Annotated in this window: 7 protein-coding genes; 2 read left to right on the top strand and 5 right to left on the bottom strand. The window is 72.1% G+C overall.

The window, feature by feature from the left end:
* Positions 1-530, bottom strand: a 530-nt coding sequence (locus IQ216_RS09785) for a GDSL-type esterase/lipase family protein (RefSeq protein ID WP_193815324.1), incomplete at its 3' end; no start/stop codon positions are given.
* Between the two features lie 105 nt (positions 531-635).
* Here IQ216_RS09785 and mnmH point away from each other — a divergent pair.
* Positions 636-1718: a tRNA 2-selenouridine(34) synthase MnmH gene (gene mnmH, locus IQ216_RS09780; protein ID WP_193815323.1), complete on the top strand. Its 1083-nt coding sequence runs from the start codon at positions 636-638 to the stop codon at positions 1716-1718.
* Here the strand turns inward: mnmH and IQ216_RS09775 are convergent.
* The 4 genes from IQ216_RS09775 to IQ216_RS09760 are packed head-to-tail and all read right to left on the bottom strand — an operon-like array spanning position 1645 to position 6225.
* A complete protein-coding gene (locus IQ216_RS09775) occupies positions 1645-3216 on the bottom strand; it encodes an ABC transporter permease (protein WP_193815322.1) in 1572 nt (523 codons plus the stop codon). The two genes, mnmH and IQ216_RS09775, sit on opposite strands and share 74 nt — an antisense overlap.
* An 11-nt stretch (positions 3217-3227) precedes the next feature.
* Entirely contained in the window at positions 3228-3983 is a 756-nt protein-coding gene (locus IQ216_RS09770) for an ATP-binding cassette domain-containing protein (RefSeq protein ID WP_193815321.1), read from the bottom strand.
* Positions 3983-4939 carry a putative selenate ABC transporter substrate-binding protein gene (locus IQ216_RS09765; protein WP_193815320.1) on the bottom strand — a complete coding sequence of 319 codons (957 nt, stop codon included), beginning with the start codon at positions 4937-4939 and terminating at the stop codon, positions 3983-3985. The genes IQ216_RS09770 and IQ216_RS09765 overlap by 1 nt, the downstream gene beginning before the upstream one ends.
* 53 nt (positions 4940-4992) lie before the next feature.
* Positions 4993-6225, bottom strand: coding sequence for a pyridoxal phosphate-dependent aminotransferase (locus IQ216_RS09760; protein WP_228007360.1), 1233 nt, complete (start codon positions 6223-6225; stop codon positions 4993-4995).
* 202 nt (positions 6226-6427) lie between these two features.
* Here IQ216_RS09760 and IQ216_RS09755 point away from each other — a divergent pair, with 202 nt between their 5' ends.
* The gene (locus tag IQ216_RS09755) at positions 6428-7096 is read left to right on the top strand and encodes a uracil-DNA glycosylase family protein (RefSeq protein ID WP_222934201.1); all 669 of its coding nucleotides are present in this window, start codon (positions 6428-6430) and stop codon (positions 7094-7096) included.
* The last annotated feature ends 157 nt before the right edge of the window (positions 7097-7253 follow it).

Below are 7253 nucleotides of genomic sequence, written 5' to 3'. Positions count from 1 at the left end.
TCGCAGAGCAGGGGGCGCAGCAGGGGCAGAAAGGGCACGTCGGCCTCGAGGCAGGCCAGCTCCAGCAGGGCCTCGTAGCGCCGCAGCTGCTCCTGGGAATACCACAGCACATCGGCGAAGGGCATCGCCTGCTCCACCACCGGGGTGAGGCCCACCACCAGCACGGGGGCCAGCTGGCCCGCCCGTTGCAACAGCTGCTGCAGGCCATAGAGAAAGCCATCGGCATCGAGCTGGGGGCGCCCGTCCGGACGACCCACCCGGGCCGTGTCGTTCACCCCCACCGACAGCAGGATCCCCTGGGGCCTCTGGCGGCGCAGCTCACCCCTGCAGCCCACCTCCCGCTCCAGCCGGGCCGCCACCCGCTCCAGCCCATCGCCCCGTACCCCCAGGGGGTACACCACAGGGGCCTGGGGCAGCGCCATCCAGTGCCGCCGCAGCCGCTCGCACCAGCCCCCCTGCTCGGGATCGCCCCAGCCGTACACGCCGCTGTCCCCGATCACGATCAGCTTGCGGGGAACCTGGAGACCCATGGCGAGACGGCCGGGAAGGGAACCGCTGCTGATCCTGCAGCACCCCGGTGCCGGCCGCTGCGGCCCACGGCCGGGGAGGATTGGCTCCCTGACGCCGCGATCGCCATGGCACCCCGGCTGACGGTGGCCGCTTTCCTCGCCCAAGCCGGGCCGCTGCTGGACGTGCGCAGTCCAGCGGAGTTCAGCCAGGGCCATCGGCCGGGGGCGATCAACCTGCCCCTGTTCAGCGATGAGGAGCGGGCCGAGATCGGCACCCTCTACAAGCAGGCCGGTCGCGAGGCCGCCGTGCTGCGCGGCCTGGGCCTGGTGGGCCCGCGGCTGCAGGCGATGGCGGCGGAGCTGGCGGCCCTGCCGCCGGGGCCCCTGCGGCTGATGTGCTGGCGGGGCGGCATGCGCAGCGCCAGCGTGGCCTGGCTGGCGGAGCAACTGGATCGGCCGGCCCTGCTGCTCGATGGTGGCTACAAGGCCTACCGCCGCTGGGTGCTGGAGCTGTTCGAGCGGCCCTGGCCCCTGCGCCTGTTGGGCGGACGCACGGGCACGGGCAAGACCGACCTGCTGCTGGGCCTGGCCCAGCGCGGCGTGGCGGTGGTGGACCTGGAAGGACTGGCCCACCATCGCGGCAGCAGCTTCGGCGGTCTGGGCCTGCCACCCCAGCCCAGCAGCGAGCACTACGAAAACCGGCTGGCCACGGCCCTGACCGCCCTCGACGGGGCCGCTGAGATCTGGCTGGAGGCCGAGAGTGCCCAGGTGGGCCGCTGCCGCATCCCGATCGGTCTCTGGCGCCAGATGGAGCAGGCGCCGGTGCTGGAGGTGCTGCGGCCCCTGGAGGAGCGGGTGGAACAGCTGGTGCGGATCTACGGCGGCCAGGATCCTGAGGCGCTGGCGGAGGCCACCCGTCGCATCAGCCGCCGGCTGGGGCCCCAGCGCACCGCCGTGGCCCTGGCGGCGATCGCTGCCGGCGACTGGCCCCTGGCCTGCCGCCAGATGCTCGACTACTACGACCGCTGCTACGACCACGACTTGGGCCGCCATGGAGGGCGCCAGTCCGTGGCCCTGGACGGGCTGGATGAGGCCCAGGCGGCAGACCAGCTGCTGGAGCAGGGACTGGTGCGTCTCAGCCGGTTGCCGGCCGGGGCGCCAGCAGGCGCTGCCGGGCCCGATCGCTGCCCTCCTCCCCCAGCAGGGTGAGCAGGGCGTAGACCAGCACCAGGGCCAGTAGCTGGTCGTAGGCGAAGGAACTGAGGGCCTCCATCAGCTGGCTGCCCAGGCCCGTGGCGCCCACCAGCCCCACCACCACCGATTCCCGCAGGATCACATCGGCGCGGTAGGCGCCGTAGGCGAGGTAGGGACGGGCCAGGCCACTGAAGCGCCCGTAGAGCAGGGCCTGGCGGGGGCCCGCCCCGGCACAGCTCAGGGCCTGCTGGGCTGCGGCGGGGCTGGATTCAGCGCTCTCCAGCAGCAGGCGGCCGAGCACGCCCAGGTTGTGAAAGCCCAGGGCCAGCGCTCCGGTGATCACCCCCGGCTCCAGCACGAACAGCAGCAGCAGGGCCGTCAGCGGCGGCGGCCAGAGTCGCCCCATGGCCCAGAGCCCCCGCAGCGCGGCCTGGGCCATGGGCCAGGGCTCCACCAGCAGCAGCAGCAGGGGCGCCACGCCCACCGCCAGGGCAGCGGCCAGCAGCGTGAGGCTGAGGGTATTGGCCACCAGCCTGGGCCAGGGCAGGGCTGCCACGGCAGGCCAGTCGGCGGGTCCCATGGGGGGCCAGCTCTGCCACTGCAGCAGGCTGGCCGGATTCACCTGCAGGGCCCAGGCCAGCGCCAGCAGCAGCGGCAGCAGCAGCCCGCCGGCCAGCAGCAGCTCTCGTCCCCGCCAGCCCACGCCGCCGCGGCCGAGGCTGAGGCGCTCCGGCATCGCCCAGCGACGGCGCAGCCAGCCCAGCAGCGCCTCCAGCGCCAGCATGGCGGCCAGCAGCAGCCACAGCCCACTCCAGAGCTCGTGGAAGGCGAGCGACTGCAGGGTGAGCCGCAGCTCCGTGCCAAGACCCCCCAGCCCGAACACCCCCAGCAGGGTGGCGCTGCGCAGGGCGCATTCCAGCCGGTAGCCGCCGTAGCTGATCAGCTGGGGAAGCAGCGGTGGCCCCAGGGCGGTGAGCAGGGCCGCCGGCGCCGCCGCCCCGCTGGAGCGCAGGGCCTCGAGGCCCGTGGTGGGCAGGTTGTCGATCTGATCGCTCACCACCCGGGCCACCAGGGCGCCGAAGGGCAGGGCGATCGCCGCGATCGCCACCACCGGCTGCAGCCCCAGCAGCTGCAGCAGGGCCAGGCCCCAGAGCAGCTCGTGGATCGAGCGGGGCAGAGCCAGCAGCCGCCGGATCAGCCCGGCCGGCCGGGCCGTTCCCAGGCAGGTGAGCCACACGCGCCGCGAGCTGGCGATGCCCAGGCTCAGGCCGAGCACCATGCTGAGGGCCCAGCCCAGCAGGGCGATGGCGAGGGTCACCCCGAGCCCCTCCAGCACCGAGCCCAGCACCACCGGGTCCAGGGAGGGCTGGAGAGCGCCCAGCAGGAACCGCCCGATCAGGCTCCAGCCCCCGCCATGGCTGATGCCCGGCAGCGCGATCAGCAGCGGCACCGCCGCGAGGGCGGGCAGCAGCAACCACAGCGGCGCCGCCGGCCGCAGGGCCCCACTCCTCATCGCTCCACTGCTCATCGCCCCACGGGCGCTTCGGCGTAGAGCGCCTCCAGCCTTGCGCTGGTGAGGCCCCTCACCGGCAGGTCGAACACGAGTCGGCCCTGGCGCAGCCCCAGCACGCGATCGAAGCCAGCCACCAGGTCTGGGCGGTGCAGGCTCAGCAACAGGGCGCGGGGCTGGCGGCCCTGCTCCAGCAGCAGGCGCAGCAGGTCTTCGGCCAGCCGGGGGTCCAGGCTGGCCAGGGGCTCATCGGCCAGCAGCAGCACCGGCTCCTGGCGCAGCAACCGGGCCAGGGCCACCCGCTGCCGCTGACCGCCCGAGAGGCGGGCCACAGGCTGATCCAGCAGGGCCGGATCGAGATCCAGGCGGGCCAGCACGGCGCTGCAGGCGGCGCTCTCCAGCGGCAGCAGCAGGTTGAGCAACGCCCGCGGCCAGCCCCAGACGGCCAGGCGGCCGGCATTGAGGTTCTGCTGCACGCTGAGCTCCTCGATCAGGCGCAGGTCCTGCCAGAGGGTGCCGATGCGGGCCTGCTGCAGGCGGCGGGCGCGTCTGGAGCGGGCCAGGGGCCGGCCCTGCCAGCGCACCTCACCGGCCTCGGGCTGAAGCAGGCCATTGGCCACGCTGAGCAGGGTGCTCTTGCCGGCACCGCTCGGGCCCAGCAGGGCCACGCGCTCGCCCGGCTGCAGCTGCAGCGTCACCGCCTCCAGGCGGGGGCGGCCACGGCCAGACACGCTCACGTCCTGCAGCTCAAGCACCCAGCAGGGATCCATCAGCGGACCTTGCCCACCTGGCGCCCCACCGCCTCGATCGCCTCGTATTGCTTGTTGCTGGCAGGGACGAAGGTCTCGGCGCCGAACAGCTCCAGGATCTGAGCCTGGCGGGGATCCTTGGGGTCGAGGCCGGTGAAGGCCTGCTCCAGCCGTTCGGTGAAGCCCTCGCCGTAGTCCTTGTCGAGGCCGGGCTGCACCACCCAGGTGTAGTTGGCGTAGCCGGGGGTGCGCCACAGCTCCACCACCTTTGTGGTGTCCACCTTGCCCTCCTCGATCCGGCTGCGCCACACCTGCTCGTTCACCACGCCGGCGTCGTAGGTGCCGCTCTGAACCAGGGCGATCAGGGCGTCGTGGCTGCCGCTGAAGCCCGGGTTGCCACCGGCGAAGTCGCTCAGCTGCACGCCCGCCTGGTCGAGGAAGTACTGGGGCATCAGCCGGCCGGAGGTGGAACTCTCGGAGCCGAAGGTGAAGCGCTTGCCCTTGAGTTGGGTCAGGTCGCTCTGGGCGCTGAAGGGCTTGAGGCCACTGCTGGGGTTGGCGATGAACACGCTGTGGAAGGAGCGGTCGATGTCCCGCTGGGCCAGGGCCCGGGCACCGGGTTTCTGAAGCCGGGCCTGGACGCCGGTGAGGCCGCCGAACCACACCAGGTCCAGGTCGCCGGTGCGGAAGGCGCTCACGGCGGCGGTGTAGTCGGTGACGGGCACGAACTGCACGGGCACCTTGAGCTGCTCGCTGAGTTCTTCGGCCACGAGGCCGTAGAGGCGGTTCAGTTTCTCGGGGTTCTGATCGGGGATGGCACCGATGCGCAGCACCCGTTTCTCGTTGGGCCTGGCGGCCTCGCTGCTGCTGCCGTTCGGTGCTGTGGCACCGTCGGGGCGGGGGGTGCAGGCCGTTGGCAGCAGGCCGATCAGGAGGAGGCCGGCAAGCGCAACGGCCCAGCGTTCTCGAGTGGTCACGGATCCGGGGGCAACGACCCGATGATCCTGCCCTCCCGAGCTCAGGCCCGTCGTCAGAGGCCCGCGAAGAAGCGCTCCAGGCGCTGCAGGCCGTCCTCGATCGCGGCTGGGGAGACGGCGCAGGAGAGGCGGATGCAGCGATCGTCGCCGAAGGCCACACCGGGCACCACGGCCAGCCCCACCCTGTCGAGCAGGCGATCGCAGAGGGTCATGGAGTCGAGCCCGCAGGCGCTCACATCCGGGAAGGCGTAGAAGGCGCCCTGGGGCTGGGGCAGGGTGACCCCGGGCAGGCGGCGCAGGCCCTCGCTGAGCAGGCTGCGCCGGCGGTTGAACTCGGCTGCCATGGTCTGCACACAGTCGCGCGGGCCCTCCAGGGCGGCCAGGGCGCCGAACTGGGCGAAGCTGCAGACGTTGCTCGTGGACTGGCTCTGCAGGGCCGAGGCGGCTTTGATCACCGGTTCGGCGCCGGCCAGCCAGCCGACCCGCCAGCCGGTCATCGCCCAGCCCTTGGCAAAGCCGTTGACGATGAAGATCCGCTCGGCCAGGTCGGGGGCCACGGCGGCCAGGCTGTGGTGGACCAGGCCGGGAGCGAGCAGGTATTCGTAGATCTCATCGCACACCACCGCCACGCGGGGATGGCGCCGCAGCACCGCGGCCAGCTGCTCCAGTTCGCCGCGGCTGATCACGATCCCGCTGGGATTGCCGGGGCTGTTCAGCACCAGCAGCCTGGTGGCTGGGCTGATCGCCTGCTCCAGCTGCTGGGGGTCGAGCCGGAAGCCAGCGGTGGCCTCACAGGGCAGCACGGTGACGCTGGCTCCGGCCAGCCGCGCGATCTCGGGGTAGCTGAGCCAGTAGGGCGCCGGCAGCAACACCTCGTCGCCTGGATTGAGCAGCACCTGGAACAGGTTGAACAGGGCCTGCTTGCCGCCATTGGTGACCAGCACCTGGCCAAGGCTGGTCGGCACTCCGTTCTCGCGGCTCAGTTTGCCGGCAATGGCCTCCCGCAGCGCGCTCTCCCCGGCGGCGGGGCCATAGCGGGTGTGGCCCGCCTCCAGGGCCTGGGCCGCCGCCTGGCGGATGAAGGTGGGGGTATCGAAATCCGGCTCACCGGCGCTGAGGCTGCAGATGTCCTGGCCGTCGGCCTTCAACTGCCGCGCCTTGGCGGCGATGGCCAGGGTGAGCGAAGGGTGCAGCCCCCGGGCCCGCTGGGAGAGCTGGACGGCCTCTGCCGGGGGCTGAATCCGGGGCGCCGTGGAATCGAGGGATGGATGAAGCGGAGCGGCCATCTTCAGTGCCGCTGTCGGGGCCACAGCGGCCAACATCCCAGGGTTCGGCATCGGCGTCGGGCCGGCATTTGGTGAGCTCGGCTACATCAAGAGGCCATCCTGCATCACTCCTCACCCGCAGAGAGGTTCGAGGTGGCACGAAAACGCCTGTTTTGTCCAGCTCTGTCACAGGATGGCCATGTCAGTCCCCTGCCTTGCGCCCATGACCGGAGAGGCCCAGCAGTCCGACCTCTTCGGCTTGAGCGCCCCTGCCCAAGGCGCAGAAGGCCAGCTGGGCCTGGAGGCGCTGGCGGCGGCCTGCAGCGCCTGCCGCCGCTGCGGTCTGGCGGCGGGTCGTCAGCAGGTGGTGGTGAGCCGTGGCCATCCCGCCGCCCGCCTGATGGTGGTGGGTGAGGGTCCCGGTGCCCAGGAAGATGCCAGCGGTGAGCCGTTCGTGGGCCGGGCCGGGCAGTTGCTCGATCAGATGCTCGGCAGCGTGGGCATCGATTCCAACCGCGACGCCTACATCGGCAATGTGGTGAAGTGCCGCCCTCCTGACAACCGCAAACCGAGCGGGGCGGAGATGGCCGCCTGTCTGCCGTGGCTGGAGCGCCAGATCGCCCTGGTGGATCCCGCCGTGATCCTGCTGGCCGGCGCCACGGCCATGGAGGGGGTGCTGGGGGTGAAGGGAGGCATCACCCGGCTGCGCGGCCAGTGGCGCCAGGGCCATGGCGGTGTACTGCAGGGGCGGTGGCTGATGCCGATCTTTCACCCCTCCTATCTGCTGCGTAACCCCTCGCGGCAGCAGGGCAGTCCGAAGTGGCTCACCTGGCAGGACCTCCAGGACGTACGCCGGCGGCTGGACCAGCTCGCGACCGAAGCCGCCGGTTGAGCCCTCTCCTGTGACAGGCTTTGGCCACTCTCCGGCCCGCCGCCATGACCGGTACTCTGGCTCGCCCTGACGCCGCTGCCCCGCCAGCCGGTCTCCCCGCCGACTGGGCCAGCAACCCCCGCTACGACACCCTGATCCGGCGCCGCAAGACCCGCAG

This window comes from Cyanobium sp. LEGE 06143 (genome assembly GCF_015207535.1).
Lineage (GTDB): Bacteria > Cyanobacteriota > Cyanobacteriia > PCC-6307 > Cyanobiaceae > NIES-981.
The sequence above is the reverse complement of the archived record's forward strand: the minus strand, read 5'-3'. Positions and strand labels throughout refer to the sequence as shown.